General features: G+C 40.6%; 19 protein-coding genes. 5 read left to right on the top strand and 14 right to left on the bottom strand.

All coding sequences use genetic code 11. From position 1 onward, the window contains the following. Window positions 1–15: 15 nt before the first annotated feature. Genes lpoB through P20439_RS09995 form a run of 3 tightly spaced genes read right to left on the bottom strand, consistent with a single transcriptional unit; the run spans window position 16 to window position 2,443 of the window. The gene (gene lpoB, locus P20439_RS09985; RefSeq protein ID WP_008110027.1) at window positions 16–633 is read right to left on the bottom strand and encodes a penicillin-binding protein activator LpoB; all 618 of its coding nucleotides are present in this window, start codon (window positions 631–633) and stop codon (window positions 16–18) included. Window positions 634–644: 11 nt separating this feature from the next. After that, a complete protein-coding gene (locus P20439_RS09990; RefSeq protein WP_008110025.1) occupies window positions 645–1,070 on the bottom strand; it encodes a YcfL family protein in 426 nt (141 codons plus the stop codon). An 8-nt stretch (window positions 1,071–1,078) separates the two neighbouring features. Continuing rightward, window positions 1,079–2,443 carry a COG3014 family protein gene (locus P20439_RS09995; protein WP_008110023.1) on the bottom strand — a complete coding sequence of 455 codons (1,365 nt, stop codon included), beginning with the start codon at window positions 2,441–2,443 and terminating at the stop codon, window positions 1,079–1,081. Between the two features lie 196 nt (window positions 2,444–2,639). On the opposite strand from P20439_RS09995, the gene P20439_RS10000 reads away from it, so the two are divergent. Further along, window positions 2,640–3,518: a DMT family transporter gene (locus P20439_RS10000; RefSeq protein ID WP_008466600.1), complete on the top strand. Its 879-nt coding sequence runs from the start codon at window positions 2,640–2,642 to the stop codon at window positions 3,516–3,518. On the opposite strand, the gene P20439_RS10005 is transcribed toward P20439_RS10000, so the two are convergent. The 7 genes from P20439_RS10005 to P20439_RS10035 form a co-directional block, all read right to left on the bottom strand. After that, window positions 3,505–4,200: a M15 family metallopeptidase gene (locus P20439_RS10005; RefSeq protein WP_008110020.1), complete on the bottom strand. Its 696-nt coding sequence runs from the start codon at window positions 4,198–4,200 to the stop codon at window positions 3,505–3,507. The genes P20439_RS10000 and P20439_RS10005 overlap by 14 nt on opposite strands. Beyond that, window positions 4,200–5,330 (bottom strand): succinyl-diaminopimelate desuccinylase, encoded by a 1,131-nt coding sequence (gene dapE, locus P20439_RS10010; protein WP_008110018.1) that lies wholly within the window; start codon window positions 5,328–5,330, stop codon window positions 4,200–4,202. The genes P20439_RS10005 and dapE overlap by 1 nt, the downstream gene beginning before the upstream one ends. Continuing rightward, on the bottom strand, window positions 5,330–5,674 hold the full coding sequence (locus P20439_RS10015) for an ArsC family reductase (RefSeq protein ID WP_008110016.1): 345 nt from the start codon (window positions 5,672–5,674) through the stop codon (window positions 5,330–5,332). Before P20439_RS10015 ends, dapE begins: the two co-directional genes overlap by 1 nt. 4 nt (window positions 5,675–5,678) lie before the next feature. Beyond that, window positions 5,679–6,176 (bottom strand): PTS glucose transporter subunit IIA, encoded by a 498-nt coding sequence (locus P20439_RS10020; protein ID WP_008110014.1) that lies wholly within the window; start codon window positions 6,174–6,176, stop codon window positions 5,679–5,681. Between the two features lie 6 nt (window positions 6,177–6,182). Next, a complete protein-coding gene (locus tag P20439_RS10025; protein ID WP_193371759.1) occupies window positions 6,183–6,566 on the bottom strand; it encodes an ACT domain-containing protein in 384 nt (127 codons plus the stop codon). 222 nt (window positions 6,567–6,788) lie between these two features. Continuing rightward, window positions 6,789–8,942 (bottom strand): phosphate acetyltransferase, encoded by a 2,154-nt coding sequence (pta, locus tag P20439_RS10030; protein WP_008110009.1) that lies wholly within the window; start codon window positions 8,940–8,942, stop codon window positions 6,789–6,791. A gap of 1 nt (window position 8,943) precedes the next feature. Next, window positions 8,944–10,158 (bottom strand): acetate kinase, encoded by a 1,215-nt coding sequence (locus P20439_RS10035; protein WP_008110008.1) that lies wholly within the window; start codon window positions 10,156–10,158, stop codon window positions 8,944–8,946. 263 nt (window positions 10,159–10,421) lie between these two features. Between P20439_RS10035 and yfbV the strand changes: the two genes are divergently transcribed. Next, a complete protein-coding gene (yfbV, locus tag P20439_RS10040; protein WP_008110007.1) occupies window positions 10,422–10,868 on the top strand; it encodes a terminus macrodomain insulation protein YfbV in 447 nt (148 codons plus the stop codon). On the opposite strand, the gene rlmA is transcribed toward yfbV, so the two are convergent. From rlmA to xthA, 3 genes are read right to left on the bottom strand one after another with little or no spacing between them, the layout of a single operon-like run. Further along, on the bottom strand, window positions 10,852–11,655 hold the full coding sequence (rlmA, locus tag P20439_RS10045) for a 23S rRNA (guanine(745)-N(1))-methyltransferase (RefSeq protein ID WP_008110006.1): 804 nt from the start codon (window positions 11,653–11,655) through the stop codon (window positions 10,852–10,854). The two genes, yfbV and rlmA, sit on opposite strands and share 17 nt — an antisense overlap. Further along, window positions 11,652–12,299: an energy-coupling factor ABC transporter permease gene (locus P20439_RS10050; RefSeq protein ID WP_008110005.1), complete on the bottom strand. Its 648-nt coding sequence runs from the start codon at window positions 12,297–12,299 to the stop codon at window positions 11,652–11,654. Before P20439_RS10050 ends, rlmA begins: the two co-directional genes overlap by 4 nt. A 5-nt stretch (window positions 12,300–12,304) precedes the next feature. Then, complete coding sequence (gene xthA, locus P20439_RS10055; protein WP_008110004.1) at window positions 12,305–13,111, bottom strand: exodeoxyribonuclease III; 807 nt, start codon at window positions 13,109–13,111, stop codon at window positions 12,305–12,307. A gap of 240 nt (window positions 13,112–13,351) precedes the next feature. On the opposite strand from xthA, the gene P20439_RS10060 reads away from it, so the two are divergent. From P20439_RS10060 to rluB, 3 genes are all read left to right on the top strand, one after another. Next, a complete protein-coding gene (locus P20439_RS10060; protein WP_008466604.1) occupies window positions 13,352–13,783 on the top strand; it encodes a hypothetical protein in 432 nt (143 codons plus the stop codon). Between the two features lie 271 nt (window positions 13,784–14,054). Continuing rightward, window positions 14,055–14,645 carry an SMC-Scp complex subunit ScpB gene (gene scpB, locus P20439_RS10065; RefSeq protein ID WP_008110002.1) on the top strand — a complete coding sequence of 197 codons (591 nt, stop codon included), beginning with the start codon at window positions 14,055–14,057 and terminating at the stop codon, window positions 14,643–14,645. Continuing rightward, window positions 14,642–15,511, top strand: a complete 870-nt coding sequence (gene rluB, locus P20439_RS10070) for a 23S rRNA pseudouridine(2605) synthase RluB (protein WP_008110001.1) — start codon at window positions 14,642–14,644, stop codon at window positions 15,509–15,511. Before scpB ends, rluB begins: the two co-directional genes overlap by 4 nt. Before the next feature lie 80 nt (window positions 15,512–15,591). On the opposite strand, the gene P20439_RS10075 is transcribed toward rluB, so the two are convergent. Continuing rightward, window positions 15,592–16,338, bottom strand: coding sequence for a YciK family oxidoreductase (locus P20439_RS10075; RefSeq protein WP_008110000.1), 747 nt, complete (start codon window positions 16,336–16,338; stop codon window positions 15,592–15,594). Window positions 16,339–16,514 lie beyond the last annotated feature (176 nt).

Consider the following 16,514-nt stretch of genomic DNA (forward strand, 5'->3'; position numbering starts at 1 on the left):
AATTCGCTCCTGTTATTACCAACCAAACGTTGATTTTTCACGCGTTTTACGAATTTCAGTTTCGTCAGCCCATTCAACAAGGCCGCTTTGCATATCCATTAAACGCATTGTAAATTTGTAGTACACATCGGCTTTATCTGCATTAGATTTAACAATGCTTGATAGGTTACCGTACAGCATATATTGCGCACCAATTTGCTTACCAAAAGCCACCGCAGTACTTGGGTTGACTAAGGCGTCTTCGTTTTGAAATGTAATTTGCTCACGAACCGCCTCTACACGGGTCATATCAACAAATCTAAATTTGCCGCTACGCAGTAATTGAGTAGAGATTGAGTCGGTGATTGATTCTGTATCTATGTGTTCACTGGTTTTATTTTTAATACGCTCTACAAATACCACAGGGCGTGTATTGGCGGTCATAGTACCAACCACAGGCGAACTAAGCAGAGAGTCGGTCATTTGCGAGGCAACTTTTTGTAAGTCAGTAGAGCCAAAGTTTATATCTGTGGTTTCTACGGCTTGGGCATCACCATAGCTGACAACCGCTTTGTTGGCACAGCCTGACAGTGTCAGTGCCGCTAGGCCTAAAATTGCATAACTAGACAGTGATTTAAATTGTTTATTGATCATCATGATTTCCTTTAATCTTTAAATTCTTGTGCGTCGGTTGAAACTTCTCTTACAGCTAATGAGAAAGTAACGGCATCAGAGCTAGGTGCTAGTCCTGCAAGCTGAGTTTTAGCAAAGCCAAATAATGTTAGGGCTTGCCACGGTGAGTGGTTGCCTTTAATAACAAAGCCATCTTTATCAAACCAGTTAAATTGATACTGTAAGTATTGCGACTTTTTATAGGTACTCGCTAAAGTAACCACTACATCGGTCAGGTTATTTGTTTGACGCGTTTTTACATCACTAATTAAAAGCTTTTTAGCTAATTGCGGGTTATTAACGTTGAGCTGCTCTTTGTAAGCGTCGGCAGTTTGCTCAACCCCAATACCTGAGGTTACAGGTCGGCTGCTACATGCGCTGAGCATAATTAACGCAATAACGGGAAGTATGTATTTCATGATGGCTCCTAAAGTTGCACTACATGGGAGTTAAAATAGTTATTAACAGAGGTTAGGTAGATTAACGTTAACCCTTGCTTACTAACGGTAAAATTTATTGGCGGTTGTGAGCCAACATTTAAAGTATGTTCGCCTGCTTTTACGGCACTGCGAGCAAGGCTGATCTGATTAGGCAGTGTAAGCCAACTGCGCGTATCTGCTTGCTCAGATGCAAGATTATATAAATTTGCTAAAATGTTCCCCACATCACCGGCACTGCGCGCAAGCTCTGCACGCATTTTTTCTTTAGCGACAAGGCGTAATATTTGCCTTGAAACACGTCCAGCTACTTGCTGCTCTAACGTTTTAGCAGCCAGTGCTTCTAAATGCACTAACGGACTTAATGCTAATACTTGATTATTAACTTTTATATTATTTACGGCGCTGCTGTAGGCCGTATTTATATAAACGGGCATTGCTAGGCTATAAAAGCGGGCATCTCCCTGCGAAGTATAAATAGGCAATCGCAACTTAAACTCGTGCTGTTTTGGTATCAGGCCTTGTTCAAATAATATAACTACTTCGCCTTGATTTTTATCTATGGCGTTTACTTCACCAAACTGTCGCTTAAATTGCTGGTAGTCATCCGCAAAACCTTGCTGCTTAGCAAGGCGCAATATATCTTGCTGTAAATAAGGATTGTTAGGTTGTATTTCGAGCGCTTTTTTATAGTCTATGTAGGCATCATCGCCTTGCTTTGCCGTTTCATATAACAACCCTGATAAGTAAAACGTGTACGCATTTTGAAAGCCATTTTTTACCGAGCGAATTAAATTATCCATATCTGGGTAGTGTTGCTGTGCTTGGGCAATGGCATTATCAAACTCGCTTTGATTATCAAGTAGTGCATCAACTTGTACTTTATTGGCACGGCGTACTTCAACTAACGCGCTCTCAATATCGCGTTTATAAACATAATTAAGTGCTTTGTAGCTATGCAACATACTCATTTCGTAAGCAGGGGGGATATAACCTATCGCTGAGTCGTTGGTTAACAGCGCATTACTTTGCTCAAGCCCTGCACTTACTTGTATTTGGGCTGCTTGGCGCTTAGCTTGCATTTGTTGGTAGACAGTTTCAAAATATGTTTGCGCACTGTCTGGGTTATTCGCTAAATCAGCAATACGGCCTTGCTCTAATTGGTTCAGTAAATAATTACTATGTGCTTTACTGTTGGTTTTTATAAGGGCGCGTGCATTTTCAATATTATTATTACTAATAGCTTGCCTAACAGGGGTGGTGTTTGTGGCATAATCATTAAACAGATCGTCAAAGCCTATAGTGCTGCAACCACTTACAATAAAGCAAAAACTGAAAATTAAAATGTGATGCACACGCACTCCTTTTATCTATCTTATAAGGTTAACACATGGCTTATAAATGTAGGTGTGAAAGATTGTAAAAAAGCGTAGTGTATAAACATAGATTAAAAACCCTTTATTATTAAAAAATAATCATGTTAACGTCTAAAGGTTAATAATTAACGTAACCGTGTCTAAAGCGGTGCTATTTTTTAGGTTAGGAATTCATTTGAAAGCCACTCTGTTTACTATTATCGCGTTAGTTGCTTTTGCTGCCAATTCGTTATTGTGTCGTTTAGCGTTAGCCCAAGGTTATATTGATGCGTGGAATTTTACTGTTATACGGCTACTCAGCGGGGCAGTGTGTTTGGCTATTATTATGCTGCTCTATACAAGGCAGTTAAATAAAAAAGCACAATTAAGTAGCCCCGTTATTAATGATACCGGAAGTTGGCGAAGCAGTGCGAGCTTGCTGATATACGCGCTGTGTTTTTCTGTTGCCTATATAGAGCTAGATACCGGCATGGGCGCGCTTATTTTATTTTCTGCGGTGCAATTTACCATGATTAGTTGGGGTATATATAAACAAGAGCGCTTATCTGCTGTGCAATGGCTTGCATTTATTGTGGCGTTTGCGGCTTTTGTTTACTTAATGCTACCCTCGCAAACAGCACCACCGTTAATGGCGGCATTATTAATGAGCATAAGTGGCGTGGCATGGGGAATTTATAGCATTAGAGGCAAAGCTTGTGTGTCACCACTTAGGGCCACTACTTATAACTTTATTCGCAGCTTATTGGTGCTACCTATTTTGATTGTGGTGGGCATGAGCCAGCTTAAGAATATTCGTATGGAAGGGGTGTTACTTGCCATCGGCTCAGGTGCGATAGCATCGGGTGTTGGTTACAGTATTTGGTATGTGGCTATGCCATTATTAAAAAGCACGCATGCAGCTATAGTGCAGTTATGCGTGCCCGTTTTGGCGGCTATTGCAGGAGCGGTATTTTTATCGGAAACATTAACTCTGCAATTTATGCTCTCCAGCAGTATCATTTTATTAGCGATATTGGTTTTTACGTTAAATAAAAAACTAACTAATACTGCTTAGCTGGTGGACTGACATTGATCACAAAGCGCTCATATAAAGCAGGTAAGTGGGTTAAAATAGCGTCTTTACCTAATAAATCACTCTCTTTAATACAATTGTGTAATACCTCAAGTGATAAATGGCTCATAAGCTGCTCTGACTGCGCAATGTGGCTAATATGCCAAAGCTCAGGGGCAACACCGCCTAAATCGTGCTGATAAGGCCGATAAAATCCAAATTCTGCTAGGTGAGTGTCTAGCCATTGACTCAGTTCGGCAAAAGGTCCGCCATGCTGATATTCATCGGGGGTTAGTTGCAACTCATAATCGTCACTCACTGCGCTTTTATCAAAAATATCTAAGTCAGTGCCTAAATGATGGCGACTTGCACCTGGCAGTGCAGAGTAAAGCATTATGGCGGTACATTTTTCAATATCACTCAGTGAATTTAGTTCAACGGCTTGTTGCGCTTTGTTTAACACCACGCGCTTATTTGAAAATTTAGCATTCCAAATAGCCGATTGACGATTAAAATCCCGAAAGCTTGATGCAATACATAAATCAAAGCCAGCGGATGCGGCCGCTGATTGCAGTGCAATAAAGTCGTTGACAATATTGGCATGCAAATAATGGTTTTGTATAGCAACTAGGTGTGCATCACTTTGCCCGGTGATGCATTGTATGAGTTCTTTATTTGCATTCATTAAGTTAACAGTTGTTCTAATATTTGCTCGTAAATATCCGCCAGCGCGATTAGGTCGTCTGTACTGACACACTCATCCACTTTATGAATTGTGGCGTTACGTGGCCCCAGCTCGATTACTTTAGCGCCTGTTTGGGCAATAAAGCGGCCATCTGATGTTCCACCTGTTGTTTCTAAGTTAGTGGTTAAGCCAGTTACTGATTTAATGGCAGCGACTGTAGCATCAACTAACGGACCGTGATCGGTTAAAAACGGTAGGCCGTTTACAATCCAATTTAGTTCGTAATTCAAATTGTGTTTTTGTAAAATCGCGTTCACTTTTTGTTGCAGCTGCTGATGAGTAACTTCGGTGCTAAACCTAAAGTTAAATTGTACTTCAAGCTCACCAGGGATCACATTACCGGCACCTGTGCCGCCATTAATGTTAGAGATTTGAAAGCTGGTGGCAGGAAAGAAGTCGTTACCCATATCCCACACAGTTTGGCTTAATTCGGTTAAAGCTGGCGTGGATAAATGAATTGGGTTTTGCGCTAAGTGTGGGTAAGCCACATGCCCTTGTACACCGGCTATAGTTAAAAAACCAGTGAGTGAACCACGACGGCCATTTTTAACCACATCTCCGAGCACATCGCGCGATGAAGGCTCGCCAACAAGACACATATCAATTTTTTCTCCGCGCTCTTCTAAAGTATCTATTACGCGGGTAGTGCCGTTGATAAAAGGGCCCTCTTCATCTGAGGTGATCAAAAACGAGATAGAGCCTTTGTGATCAGGGTGCTTGGTTACAAAACGCTCTGTTGCTACAACCATGGCAGCTAGTGAGCCTTTCATGTCGGCTGCGCCACGGCCATGTAATAATCCGTCTTCAATTAGCCCAGCAAAAGGGGGGTGCTGCCAATTTTTTTCAGGCCCAGTGGGCACCACATCGGTATGACCGGCAAAACAAAAGTGTGGTGATTGCGACCCTTTTCGTGCCCAAGTGTTGAGGGTGTCGGTAAAAAACAGCGATTCGATGTCAAAGCCAATTGCGCTTAGACGCTCATTCATCATATGTTGGCAGCCTGCATCTTCAGGGGTAACGGATTCACGCTGGATTAAAGCTTGGGCTAGGGTAATTACTGGGTGAGTCATTATTTAAAGATCTCATCGTACTGGGCTGCTTTAAAGCCTAAATGGTATTGCCCGTTATTAATAAGAACAGGGCGTTTAATTATCGCCGGTTGTTCAACCAATAAATCGATAGCAGTTTGCTTAGTTAAGCTTTGCTTTTGCTCATCTGACAATGCTCTATACGTTGTACCACGTTTATTAACAAGTTGCTCCCAGTCAATATGCTCTGCAAAATCGCTGACCATACTGTGATTAACGCCGTCTTTACGATAGTCATGAAAAGTGAATACGATGTCATTATCGCTTAAGTATTTTTTTGCTTTTTTAATAGTGTCGCAGTTGCTAATGCCATAGAGAGTGATCATAAATCTACTTCTTTTTGATAATAGTTAATAAGGTATCTACACCTGCATTGACCTGCGGGTGAGAATAATGAAAAGTGCCTAAATCGTGGCCATTGAGTATGATAAGGCTGGCTAAAATAGGCGCATCGAGTTCACGCAAATCAAAATAAGCAAGCCGTTGGCCTTTGGTTATTTTGCTGCCATTAAGCTGAGCAATATGAGTATGTGTGAGAGTTTGAGAATCAGGTACGGCTAAGTTTATTAATACTTTTAAGCCATTTTTAGCTTTTAGAATAAATTCGCACCCGCCGCTTTTAACTTGCAATAAAGTGCCATTAAATGGCGCTAACACTTTATGGCTGGTTAAGCTGACAATAATCCCAGGCCCCAAAGTTCCAAAGCGGAAAAAAGCTTCAGGGTGGGCGTCCATCTGCATAACTTTGCCACTGAATGGGCTAGTTATTTGTATCGCGCTTCGGCCAATTTTATTTTTAGTTAAATAGCTAACGTCTTCAGATTTCATTATTAATTAAGTTACCACATTGTAGCCATCGGCTCTAAGAGCAGCCATCGCTTTGTTGACTGTTTGCTTTTTTACTAAAATATAGTCGGTGTCATAGGTTGAAATTGAAAAAATTGACACGCCAGCTCTTGCTAACACCCCTGAAATATTTGCCATGATACCGGTTAACGAAAACCCTAAGGGGCCAATTACTTCCAGTGCTTGCCAATTTGACTCTGTATCTTGGCTGTCAATTATAAACTCATCAGGGCAGACAACCGACAGTTCATCGTGCGTTTTTGAAATAAAAAACAATGGTTGTTTTAACAGTGCAGGGGGAATGTCAGCATCAAGCGCTAAACTATGAATTGATAAAACAGTACTGTGTAGTTGTAGTGTTTGTTTTGACATAAAACCCATCGCTAGCAGCAATATAATAGCTTTATAGTATAGAGTATTGAATCTAAATTAAAGGCTCAAACTTAGCCGTTGCTAAAGTTTTTAATAATTAAAAAATAATTGTCCACAATTTCTGTGGATAAGCTTGGGGGTTGTAAGGTATAAATAGCCTAACCTATTAATAATTAATTAAAAATTGGCTAGGCTATAAAAGGCACATGTAAATGAAAGGGGTTAATTAAGTGCCTCAACTTGTGCTGCTTGTATGGCTGTCAAAGCAATGGTGTACACTATGTCATCGACTAATGCGCCACGGCTTAAGTCGTTAACCGGTTTACGCATCCCTTGTAACATAGGACCGATACTGATTAAATCAGCGCTTCGTTGTACCGCTTTATACGTGGTGTTGCCGGTATTTAAATCAGGGAATATAAACACCGTTGCTTTGCCCGCAACAGGGCTGTTTGGTGCTTTTTTAATTGCTACACTTTCCATAATTGCCGCATCGTACTGTAGTGGCCCATCTATAATTAGATCAGGGCGCTTTTGCTGGGCAAGCTTAGTTGCCGCTCGCACTTTTTCTACATCAGCCCCACTGCCTGAATCACCCGTACTGTAACTTATCATGGCTACGCGAGGCTCAATGCCAAATGCCGCTGCTGAGTCGGCAGATTGAATTGCAATGTCGGCCAGTTGTTCGGCATTAGGATCGGGATTAATAGCGCAATCACCATAAACCAAAACCTGATCAGGCAATAGCATAAAGAATACAGATGACACTAATGATGAACCTGGCGCGGTTTTAATTAACTGTAACGGTGGGCGAATGGTATTGGCAGTGGTGTTTACCGCACCTGATACCAGGCCATCGACTTTACCTTGCTCTAGCATCATAGTACCAAGTACCACATGATCTTGAAGCTGCTCTTGGGCGACTACTTCGGTAAGACCCTTATTTTTACGAATTTCCACCATAGGTGCTACGTAATCATTTATGATACTGCTTGGCTCAATTACAGTTACATGATCGTTAAGCTCAATGCCTTGTTGCTCTGCAATACGTAATATTTCATCACGGTCACCCAATAAAATAGTTTTAGCAATGCCGCGCTGGCCACAAATAGCGGCTGCTTTAATGGTTCTGGGTTCGTTACCTTCAGGTAGTACAATTGTTTTATCGGCTTTGCGAGCTTTTTCAGTTAATAAGTATCTAAAAGCAGGAGGAGATAGTTTACGCGTTTTCCCAACACTTTTAGCTAAGCTGTCTAACCAATCAGAATCTATATATTCTGCATTATGATCTTTTACTTTTTCAATGCGTTGTTCATCATCGCTTGGCACTTCTAGGTTAAAGTTATGCAGCAATAATGAGGTACGCCAAGTATCGCCTTCGGTTGCTAAAATAGGCAGACCTGTTTGCATGGCCTGTTCGCACAACGCCATAATACGCGGCTCAGGCTCAAAGCCACCTGTGAGCAAAATAGCACCTAGTTTGGTACCGTTCATAGCAGACAAACAGGCTGCAACCAGTATATCTGAACGATCACCTGGGGTAACCAGCAATGCACCTGGAGTAAAGTAATTTAGAATATTTGATACTGTGCGTGCACAAAAAGTAATGCGTCTAAGACGACGGTGCACCATATCGCCTTCGTTAATAATAGTGGCTTTTAAATAAGCACTTAAATCTTTAACGCGCGGCGCTACTAGCTCAAAGTCCCATGGAATTGCGCCAAGTAACATAAAAGGATTTTTTCTAAAAATAGGTAAAGAGGCTAGGCGATTAAGCTCGTTATCAAGTGCTTCTGGCCTGTAAGTATCGACTAAATCAGCGCGAGCGCGACCTTCTTCATCTAGAGGGGCATTTACTTTGTTGAAAATACAACCCAGAACACGAGGGTGATCTATGCCACCGTAATTTCCGGCAGCAATTTCAAGGCGATCTTCAATTTGCGTAATACTGTAATTTCCAGGAGTAAGCACAAATACAATATCGGCCCCTAAGGTTTGTGCAATTTCACGGTTTATGCGACCCGCATAAGGTTGGCGACGAGTAGGCACCATTCCTTCGATTATGGCCACTTCATCATCGTTTATTTTACTTTGAAAACGCTCAACAATTTCCTCTAATAAATCATCACCTTTACCATCGCCAATCATTTGCTCTGCGTAATCGAGTGCAAACGGTGTTGGCGGGTTAATTGGTGAGCCTTGAGTGACAATTTGAGTAGACTTTTCAGGGCCAGTTTCGCCTGCGCGCGGTTGGGCGATAGGTTTAAAAAAATTAACTTTAACCGTCTTTTGTTCCAGTGCTCTTACTAAACCAACTGATACTGAGGTTAAACCTACCCCTGTAGAGATAGGAACCAACATAATACGACGAGCCATATTATAACTCCTTGCTGATGTTTGCGGCATCAAGTGCAATAACCCATTCTTCGTTGGTTGGCATAACCACCGCTTTGCTTGTTGAATTGGTGGTACTAATTAATCCAGCTTGGCCAAACCGTGCATCAAGGTTTGCTTGAGGGTCTAAATTGATACCTAAAAAGGCTAACTGTGTGAGTACTTTTTCGCGAATGATATCGGAATTCTCGCCAATCCCACCGGTAAAAATAAGCGCATCTAATTTTTGCAGCGGTACCATATAGGCGGCTATTTGTTTTGCTAAGCGGTAGCAAAACATATTAAGTGCCAGCATGGCTTGCGAGTTGCCAGCAATGGCAGCCTCTTCAATAGTACGGCAATCGTTTGATAGCTCGCTTATTCCTAATAAGCCACTTTTTTGATTTAGCAGGTCATCAATTTGCTGCGAAGTGTAATCAAGCTGCGTAGTTAAAAAGTTAAATAGCCCTGGGTCAATGTCGCCACAACGGGTACCCATCACAAGTCCTTCAAGCGGGGTTAAGCCCATGCTGGTATCGACACTTTTACCATTTTTGATCGCACACACAGAGCAGCCATTGCCTAAGTGGGCGCTAATAAAGTTACTTTCTTCAACAGGTATAGACAACATTTTAGCGGTTTGACCTGCTACATAAAAATGGCTAGTGCCATGAAATCCATAGCGTCTAACCCCAAAGTCTTTATAAAGCTTATAAGGCAGAGCATATAGGTAAGCAACTTCACCCATGGTCTGATGAAATGCGGTATCAAACACGGCTATTTGCGGTAAATTTTTAAATGATGCTTGTGCAGATGAAATACCCAGTAAATTAGCATGGCCATGTAAAGGAGCTAATGTGGCTGCTTGGGTAATACCTGCAATGACGCTTTCGTCGATTAACACAGATTGGGTAAAATGCTCGCCGCCATGAACTACACGATGACCCACTGCCACTAATTGCTCGTCTAGGTTGTGATCTTTTATTAAATCAACCAGCGTATCAATTGCATGAGCATGTGCTTGATTAGCAGCAAGCTTGATAGTGGTTTTTTCTCCCTTAAACTTATATTTGATTGAGGGAGCATCATCACCTAGGCGCTCAGCTAAACCTGAAATAATGTCGTTTCCTGTGTTTGCATCAATAATCGCAAACTTCAGACTTGAGCTTCCACAATTGAGTACCAAAACATGGTTTGGATTATTTGGGAGTGTTGGCATAGATTCATTTTCCATTTAAGTATTAATCAGTACACTTGGTTGATGTATAAGCCCTGTAGGCTCAAATGAGTGTAGACTAAAGTGTAGTTGACTTTATTGAAAGGGCTTTGTGAAATTCTTTCGATAATTTATGCTTTTTGTGAGTTTTACTTATGAAATTAAGCATTTTTACCGATAAAGTGAAAGCAGCTATAATTGTGTTACACTTTTATAAGTATTACGTTTGTTGAAGTGTTACAAACCGTGACGGTGAGGATTTATTAATGCAAAAAAGTGTGATGTCGCAAGTTCAATTAGGGCGTTCTTATGCTAAAACGTGGCCAATGCGTAAAGAGGTTGCGCCATTATTTGCAGAATTTAAAGTGATCAGAGCCACTGAGCTTGCGATTACAGTAATGCCAATATTAGCCATGCTGACCCTGTTTTTTCAGATTAATTATTTAGGCTCGGATTTTCTGCCCCAAGCGATTGCCAGTAGTCTGTTTTTTATCTCGTTGCCATTGCAAGGGCTTTTATGGTTGGGTAAACGTGCACAAACTGAATTAGAGCCCGCTATGCTGCAATGGTATAACGAGTTATTTGCAAAAATGGTTGCTAACGGTTATGACGCGCAAATGGGGAAAAACAAGCCCCGCTATTTGGAGCTTGCCGAATTACTAAAAGATATGTTCGATAAAATGGATAAAACGTTTACTAAAGAGCAGTTTTAGTAAATTGCGTGACATAAAATGACAATGTGACGCTATGCTGTTGTTTTTGCTCAAGTGCTTGCCAATGTTCTGGCCTGAACTTCCACGCAAATGGTGTCATCATAATTAAGTTTTTAACATCGTTAAATCTAAGCGATACCTGCTCTGTGATTAATTGTTGCGATGTATTTTCAAAGCCCGCAGGTGCTGCTATTTCAGTGTGTTCGTTTACGTTGCTATAAATATAATCTTTTAATTCTTTCAAATGCGTTGGGCCTGGGCTTGCCACAATTAAGCGACCGTTATTTTTAATCAGACGCGCAAGTTCACTGTCAAATAAAGGCGCAAACACACTAACTAATACGTCAGCAAGCTGATCATCAAAAGGCGCTTGGCTGATTGAAGCAACGCTAAAATGGCATTGTTTGTAACGTTTTGCAGCATACTTTACTGCCGACTTTGATATATCAACACCATATACGCTGGCTTGGCTGCTGTTGGCAATAGCATGAGTATAAAACCCTTCACCACACCCCAAATCAATCACTATTTCAGCATTAAGTGGCTTAACGATATTGGCTAAAGCCGTTTGTAAAAAGCCATAATAACCTTGTTCTAAAAATGAGCGCCTAGCCTGTACCATTTCTAACGAATCGCCAGGCTGTTTAGAATTTTTGTTTTGCACAGGGAGTAAGTTTACGTAGCCTTCTTTGGCAAAATCGAAGCTGTGATTATTATCGCATCGTAATGTTTTATCATTGAGCGCTAGTGGCTGTTTACAAATAGGGCAATGGTAATGAAGACTCATGAGCCTAAATAGTCCTTATCAAAAAAAGTTTTTACCCAATGTGGGCGATAGGTGATCAGTACAGTGATTGCCATACCGTTTAGCATAGCTTCAGGAAAGGCCAAAATAGGACTTAGGTAAATATAATTCTCGCTCAGCTGATGCCAACTGTATTCACCTATTGCATAATAAAAAGCACCACCGAGTATAATGTTAACGCAGGCAACAACACCTGCCGTTAAAAAGCTACAAACAAATATATAGATAAAAAAATGCCGTGCTAAATAGTGATAACAGACAATAAAAACTAAATAGGTGAATAACACCGGTATAAAGGCACTAATAATGAGTTTTAACGCGACTAATTCAGGTGTTATTTGTCCAAAAGCAGTTAAAAGCGCTGTTGCGAGTACACAACTTAATATAGCAAGACGCCAACCTAATGTTAGGGTAACTGCGGTAATGCCTAAAATATGCAGATCGAGACCGGGTAAAATACCGGCCTTTATACGCCATAACAAAGCGAGAACCAGTGCACAGGCAAACACACCTGATTGTCTTGCTGGGGTATTAAATAAATTACTGTATGTTGATTTGTTAACGCTTAAAAAGCCGATAACGATGACAACAATCCACAGTAACCCTTGTAATTGCGCGCTCAACATAATCGTTAATTAAACTCTGACCAAATAGGCGCATGATCTGACGGTTTATCAATAGCACGTAATTCGTAATCTATACCAGTGTCGATACAGCGAGCTGCTAAGTCGTGCGTTGCCAGTACCACATCAATTCGAAGACCGCGGTTATCAACAAACCCTTTTGAACGATAGTCAAACCAAGAGTATTGGTCGTTAGTTTCTGGATTTTGTTCTCTGAAGGTGTCTTTGAAACCCCAGTTTAATAGGGTAGCAAGCCACTCGCGTTCAACGGGTTGAAATGAACATTTCCCCGTTTTTAACCAACGTTTTGCGTTTACCTCGCCAATACCAATATCTAAATCGGTTGGTGAGATATTTATGTCTCCCATGACAATTACATCTTGATCAGGGGTGAAATGGCTATTTAGGTGAGTCATTAAATCTTGATAAAATTGACGCTTGTACGGGAACTTGGTTTCGTGATTAATGTTGTCGCCTTGAGGGAAATAACCATTCATTACATGTAGGTCACGGCCATTTTCTTGTTCTACAGTGACGCTAATCATACGCTTTTGCGAGTCATCGGTGTCAGTAGTGAAGCCTTTTAATACCGATTTAGGCTCTTTTTTGCATAACATTGCCACACCGTAATGCGCTTTTTGCCCATGAAAATAAACGTGGTAACCCATCTTTTGTACATCGTCTAGCGGAAACGCTTCATCATGTACCTTGATCTCTTGAAGACCAATAATATCTGGTTGGTGTTTATCAATAATAGCTTGTAGCTGGTGTAGTCGAGCACGCAGACCATTGATATTAAAAGAAATCACTTTCATAAAGTTAACCTTCAAATTTATTTTTTCTATTCGTCAAATTGTATCAGCATTTAGAGCGACATAACATGACTGAAATGAGAAAATAACTGCACAATTGTTGATCAATTACTGTTTAATGTTTAAACATTGTAAATGCATTATTAAATAATAAAATAAATAAAATATTCAATTGATATGTTAAAAGTTGTCTATATAATGCGCAAAAATCGTTTGTTTAACTCGTTCAAATAGGACTACCTGATGAAAACTCAATTACTTTTAGCTGCCTCTCTTTTTGTTTCTGTTACCGCTTCTGCACAAAGCAATGCGTATTACAGCAAAGACAAAAAATTAGAGTCAAACTTATGTGTAGTAAGCGCCAATGAAGGTTTTTCAGCTGCACGTAAAATGGCAGCAAAGCATGGTATATACTTATCTCGTTATTCAAAAAGTATCCTATGTAACGGTCAAGACATTCGCGATATTGCAAAAGAGCAAACTGCAGTACAACCTGCAGCATCAAAAGTTGAAATATTTGCAAAAGATACACATCAAGAAACACAGTTATGTATAACTGCATTAAAGCAAGGCTTACAACCAGTACGTAAGCAAATTGGTAACCTAAACACATTAAAGTGTAATGGCCAAAACGTTACTGACTTCGTTAAGCGTTACCAAAACGCTGCAATCTAAATTTAAGTGTTAGATACACTGACTGAAGCCCAGCCTATGCTGGGCTTTTTGCGCTGAGATTATAATGTTTTGCTGAAGTAAAAAGAGTGAAGTTGCTAAAAGTTAGAGTGCATCTTGGTTTAATACAAACTGTGGGTATTTAATATTTTAATGGTGCTCTAATAGCGTATGTTTCATCCATTATTGAGTTATTTACACAATATGTTTTCCTAGTTTGCGGTTGTTCTGTCATAATAGATGGCTGTGTGTTTTTATTAACTTAAGAGTGATTATGGTAGGTCGGCGAATTAGTGATGAACAATTAATTGAAATCATTGAAGCGGCGATTTTTGTGGCAGATAAGCCCGTATCAAAACGTCATCTTAAGGACACGGTTTTAAACGACTTAGCAATTTCTATGGCGCGCATTAATGATGCTGTAGAGGCCATTCAAGTTCACTATCAAACGCGTGGAATACGTTTAGTTGAGGTAGGCAGTGGTTATCGTTTTCAAGCGTGTAGTAGTTTAAGCCCATGGCTGAGTAATTTATGGCAAGAACGTGCCCCTAAGTACTCTCGAGCCTTACTCGAAACCCTGTCGCTAATTGCATATAAGCAACCCATTACCCGTGGTGAAATTGAGCAAGTGCGGGGCGTAGCAACTGGCTCAAATATTATTAAAACTCTGCTTGAAAGAGAGTGGGTTAAAGTAGTTGGGCATAAAGAAGTACCCGGTAAACCGGCACTTTATGCAACGACTAAACAATTTTTAGATTATTTTTCGATAACCGGACTTCATGATTTACCCGCATTGCCAGAGCAACAGCAAAGTAAAATTACCCAGTTATTAAGTGATCCTTCTGTGAGAGAACCATCCAAATGAGTATACAAGGTGAAAAGTTACAAAAAGTCCTAGCCCGCGCAGGGGTAGGTTCACGCCGCGAAATGGAAAAATACATTGACGCTAATCGCGTGAGTGTAAACGGTAAAGTAGCAAAATTAGGCGACAGGGTTGAAGAAACTGATTTAATTCGTGTTGACGGTCACACTGTTAAAATTGAAGAAAAAGCTGACAGAATTTGTCGCGTAATTATGTACAACAAGCCAGAGGGCGAACTAAGTACCCGTAAAGATCCAGAAGGTCGTCGAACTGTATTTGACCGTTTGCCACGCATAGATGGCGATCGTTGGATAGCGGTAGGGCGATTAGATGTGAATACGTCAGGGTTGATGCTTTTTACCAATGACGGTGAATTAGCAAATCGTTTGATGCACCCAAGTTACGAGGTTGAACGCGAATATTCAGCACGTGTATTTGGTGAAGTGACTGACGAAACAATGAAAAACTTACTTCGTGGTGTAGAGCTTGAAGATGGTCCGGCTAAATTTACCGGTATTAAGCCTATGGGCGGTGAAGGCATTAACCGTTGGTACAACGTAACACTTAACGAAGGCCGTAACCGTGAAGTTCGTCGTTTATGGCAATCACAAGATGTGGAAGTATCACGTCTTATTCGTATTCGTTACGGTAAATTAGAGCTTGATAAGCGTGTACCACAGGGTGGCTGGATTGAGTACGATTTGGATACAGTTAACTATTTACGTAAAACAGTTAAACTTGGTAAAGAAACGCAAACTAAGCTGTCGGTTATCCCTGAAAAGCGTAAAGATAAGCGCGCGAAAATAAATCAAATTCGTAAAGCAGTTAAAAAGCACAACCAACGTGTAAAACCGACTAAACGCAAGTAAGCGAGATTTTGGTTAAATCATTATGAAAAACAAAAAGCCGCTTTAATAGCGGCTTTTTAACATATTTAAATAACTAAGCGTTATTTTTTAGCTTGTGCATCCAAAGATTGGCCATTGATATCTGCCGAGTCATCGCTCATTAAATACAGGTATGTTGGCATTAGATCTTCAGGAGTCGCAAGTAAATCTCGGTCTTCGCCCGGGAAGGCACTTGCTCGCATTGATGTGCGCGTTGCGCCTGGGTTGATACAGTTAACACGAATTGGCGTTTTTTCGACTTCACACGCCCACGTTTGCATCATACCTTCTACCGCAAATTTAGAAATAGCGTATGGTCCCCAAAACTCTCTTCCTTTACGACCAACACCCGAAGAAGTAAATACCACTGAGGCACTCTTTGATTTGCGCATAACAGGAAACAATGCTTTTGTGATCATGGCTTGTGCCGTCACGTTTACTTTCATGACGTTTTCAAATGTTGATGAACAAAAATGTTCCAATGGGCCTAAAGTACCTAAAATACCCGCATTATTTAATAACCCATCTAAGCGACCAAACTGACTTTCGATAGTTGCGGCTAAATCACGATAGTTCTGCTTGGTTGCACCTTTTAAGTCCATAGGCACAATAGCTGGCTGCGGGTAGCCTGCATTGACGATTTCGTCATATACACATTCTAGTTTATTAGTTGTTTTTCCTAATAAAATAACGGTTGCACCATGTTTAGCATAGGTAATAGCTGCGACACGGCCAATACCATCACCTGCGCCTGTGATCAAAATCACTTTGTCTTTGAGTGCGTTTTCAGTTGCTTGATAGGTATGCATAAAAGTACCAATGTTTAGATTTTTTTGATTTTAACATAGCAAATCGACAAGTAATCGAATTTATTGCAAATATAGGTGGCGAAACTAGAAACTTTACGTTAAGTTTAACTGGTCTAATGTCTCATTAATATACTGGTTACATTGTTTTAACTTAATTACACTGACTATAAACACAC

The sequence above is a fragment of the Pseudoalteromonas sp. BSi20439 genome, assembly GCF_000241165.1.
GTDB lineage: Bacteria > Pseudomonadota > Gammaproteobacteria > Enterobacterales > Alteromonadaceae > Pseudoalteromonas.

Bases quoted from the DNA above. Each gene is read 5' to 3' on its own strand.
- rluB (WP_008110001.1), top strand. From the start codon at position 14,642: ATGAGTATACAAGGTGAAAAGTTACAAAAAGTCCTAGCCCGCGCAGGG.
- pta (WP_008110009.1), bottom strand. From the start codon at position 8,942: ATGGCTCGTCGTATTATGTTGGTTCCTATCTCTACAGGGGTAGGTTTA.
- P20439_RS10050 (WP_008110005.1), bottom strand. From the start codon at position 12,299: ATGTTGAGCGCGCAATTACAAGGGTTACTGTGGATTGTTGTCATCGTT.
- P20439_RS09990 (WP_008110025.1), bottom strand. From the start codon at position 1,070: ATGAAATACATACTTCCCGTTATTGCGTTAATTATGCTCAGCGCATGT.
- rlmA (WP_008110006.1), bottom strand. From the start codon at position 11,655: ATGAGTCTTCATTACCATTGCCCTATTTGTAAACAGCCACTAGCGCTC.
- P20439_RS10015 (WP_008110016.1), bottom strand. From the start codon at position 5,674: ATGATCACTCTCTATGGCATTAGCAACTGCGACACTATTAAAAAAGCA.
- P20439_RS10025 (WP_193371759.1), bottom strand. From the start codon at position 6,566: ATGTCAAAACAAACACTACAACTACACAGTACTGTTTTATCAATTCAT.
- P20439_RS10005 (WP_008110020.1), bottom strand. From the start codon at position 4,200: ATGAATGCAAATAAAGAACTCATACAATGCATCACCGGGCAAAGTGAT.
- scpB (WP_008110002.1), top strand. From the start codon at position 14,055: ATGGTAGGTCGGCGAATTAGTGATGAACAATTAATTGAAATCATTGAA.
- P20439_RS10060 (WP_008466604.1), top strand. From the start codon at position 13,352: ATGAAAACTCAATTACTTTTAGCTGCCTCTCTTTTTGTTTCTGTTACC.
- yfbV (WP_008110007.1), top strand. From the start codon at position 10,422: ATGCAAAAAAGTGTGATGTCGCAAGTTCAATTAGGGCGTTCTTATGCT.
- lpoB (WP_008110027.1), bottom strand. From the start codon at position 633: ATGATCAATAAACAATTTAAATCACTGTCTAGTTATGCAATTTTAGGC.
- P20439_RS10035 (WP_008110008.1), bottom strand. From the start codon at position 10,158: ATGCCAACACTCCCAAATAATCCAAACCATGTTTTGGTACTCAATTGT.
- P20439_RS10075 (WP_008110000.1), bottom strand. From the start codon at position 16,338: ATGCATACCTATCAAGCAACTGAAAACGCACTCAAAGACAAAGTGATT.
- P20439_RS10020 (WP_008110014.1), bottom strand. From the start codon at position 6,176: ATGAAATCTGAAGACGTTAGCTATTTAACTAAAAATAAAATTGGCCGA.
- xthA (WP_008110004.1), bottom strand. From the start codon at position 13,111: ATGAAAGTGATTTCTTTTAATATCAATGGTCTGCGTGCTCGACTACAC.
- dapE (WP_008110018.1), bottom strand. From the start codon at position 5,330: ATGACTCACCCAGTAATTACCCTAGCCCAAGCTTTAATCCAGCGTGAA.